Source organism: Pseudochrobactrum sp. AO18b (genome assembly GCF_000409565.1).
Classification (GTDB): Bacteria; Pseudomonadota; Alphaproteobacteria; order Rhizobiales; family Rhizobiaceae; genus Pseudochrobactrum; species Pseudochrobactrum saccharolyticum.
The window spans coordinates 1-2419 of sequence record NZ_ANNO01000304.1 but is presented as its reverse complement, the minus strand read 5'-3'; the positions used below and the strand labels follow the sequence as shown (position 1 = coordinate 2419).

Below are 2419 nucleotides of genomic sequence, written 5' to 3'. Positions count from 1 at the left end.
TTTTGTGGGGGGGGCTTTTTGAAACTCGAAATCAGCTTATTCAGCTGCGGTTTCTTCTTTCTTCTCGGCAACGATTTCCTTGCCGGTTTCCTGATCAACGACTTTCATCGACAGGCGCACTTTACCGCGCTCATCAAAGCCCATCAGTTTAACCCAGACCTTCTGGCCTTCCTTAACCACATCAGTGGTCTTGGCAACGCGGTCTGCAGCCAGCTGCGAGATATGTACCAGACCATCGCGCGGGCCGAAGAAGTTTACGAATGCCCCGAAGTCAGCAGTTTTAACAACTGTACCTTCGTAGATTTCGCCGATTTCCGGTTCAGCAACAATGGAGTGGATCCATTTCTTCGCTGCTTCGATTTCCTTGGCGGAAGAAGAAGCAATTTTGACTGTGCCGTCATCTTCGATGTTGATTTTGGCACCGGTCTTTTCAACGATTTCGCGGATAACTTTACCGCCGGAACCGATAACATCACGGATTTTGTCGGTCGGAATGTTCATCACTTCGATGCGTGGTGCAAATTCACCGAGTTCAGCGCGGGCGCCGGACAGTGCTTTCGCCATTTCACCGAGAATGTGAACACGGCCGCCTTTAGCCTGTTCCAGAGCGGTTTTCATGATCTCTTCGGTAATACCGTCGATCTTGATGTCCATCTGCAGAGCAGTGATACCGTTTTCAGTACCGGCTACCTTGAAGTCCATATCGCCGAGGTGATCTTCGTCACCAAGGATATCGGAAAGAACTGCAAAACGGTCACCTTCTTTGATCAGACCCATAGCAATACCGGCTACAGGACGGGTCAGAGGCACACCGGCATCCATCAGTGCCAGCGAGGTGCCGCATACGGTTGCCATGGAGGACGAACCGTTGGATTCAGTGATTTCAGAAACTGCACGCAGAGTGTACGGGAACTGTTCTTTAGCAGGCAGCATCGGATGGATTGCGCGCCATGCCAGTTTGCCGTGACCGATTTCACGACGGCCTGGTGAGCCCATACGACCGGTTTCACCAACGGAATATGGCGGGAAGTTGTAGTGCAGCAGGAAGGATTCTTTCTGCAGGCCAGCCAGAGTGTCGATGAACTGTTCATCTTCACCGGTACCCAGTGTTGCAACAACGATTGCCTGTGTTTCACCGCGGGTAAACAGAGCCGAACCGTGTGTGCGTGGCAGAACGCCAACTTCGGATACGATCTGACGAACGGTTACCAGATCGCGGCCGTCGATGCGGCTGCCGGTATCCAGAATGTTCCAGCGAACGATTTTAGCCTGCAGCGATTTGAAAACAGTACCGATCTGCTCAGCAGTATATTCGGTTGTTTCCGCATCTTCCGGCAGGAAGTGCGCTTTAACTTTAGCTTTGGCAGCATCAACAGCGGTATAACGAGCCTGCTTGTCGATGATTTTGTAAGCTGCACGCAGATCATCTTCAATGATTGCCAGCATTGCGGCTTCAGGAGCCGACAGGTCTTCCGGCTGGAAGTCACGTGGTTCTTTTGCAGCAACTTCAGCAAGGCTGATGATTGCATCGATAACAGGCTGGAAGCCTTTCTGACCGAAAACAACAGCGCCGAGCATGACTTCTTCAGAAAGTTCCTGCGCTTCGGATTCAACCATCAGAACAGCATCACTGGTACCGGCAACAACCAGATCCAGTTTGGATTCAGCCATTTCGTCGAGATGCGGGTTCAGAACATATTCGCCGTTGATGTAGCCAACGCGCGAACCACCGATCGGGCCCATGAAAGGTACGCCGGAAAGGGTGAGCGCAGCGGAAGCGGCAACCATCGACAATACGTCCGGATTATTTTCCAGATCATGCTGAATAACGGTGATAACAACCTGTGTGTCGTTCTTATAGCCATCAGCAAACAGCGGACGGATCGGACGGTCGATCAGGCGGGAAACCAGAGTTTCGTTTTCGCTCGGACGGCCTTCACGCTTGAAATAGCCGCCAGGAATACGACCGGCTGCATAGGCTTTTTCCTGATAGTTTACAGTCAGAGGGAAAAAGTCCTGACCCGGCTTTGGCTCCTTGGCCGAAACGACAGTGGCCAGCACCATTGTTTCACCGTAAGTGGCGATAACCGCGCCGTCTGCCTGACGGGCGACTTTGCCGGTTTCGAGAATGAGCGGACGGCCGCCCCATTCGATTTCAACTTTATGAGTGTTGAACATATCTTGTCCTTGGTTTGGAATATTTATGTTCTGCGCTGATGTCAGCGCATGTAATATTCCGGTTTGGAACAGGGAGCGGGCAAGACAACAAGAAGCTCGGATAAGGACGAGCTGCCTGCAATCCTGCCTGCGGAACCTGTTCAATACAGTTCCATATCGGGCTTTTACGACAGTATTGTTAAAGCCCTGCTGCATTTTTCCCGTTTTGGCGCTTACACGCACGGAGAATGCATTATTGTAT

The 2419-nt window shown here is 51.6% G+C and carries 1 protein-coding gene; it reads right to left on the bottom strand.

The genetic code is table 11. The features are described 5' to 3' along the window. Window positions 1-36 precede the first annotated feature (36 nt). On the bottom strand, window positions 37-2178 hold the full coding sequence (gene pnp, locus A918_RS0112220) for a polyribonucleotide nucleotidyltransferase (RefSeq protein ID WP_022711345.1): 2142 nt from the start codon (window positions 2176-2178) through the stop codon (window positions 37-39). Between the last annotated feature and the right edge of the window lie 241 nt (window positions 2179-2419).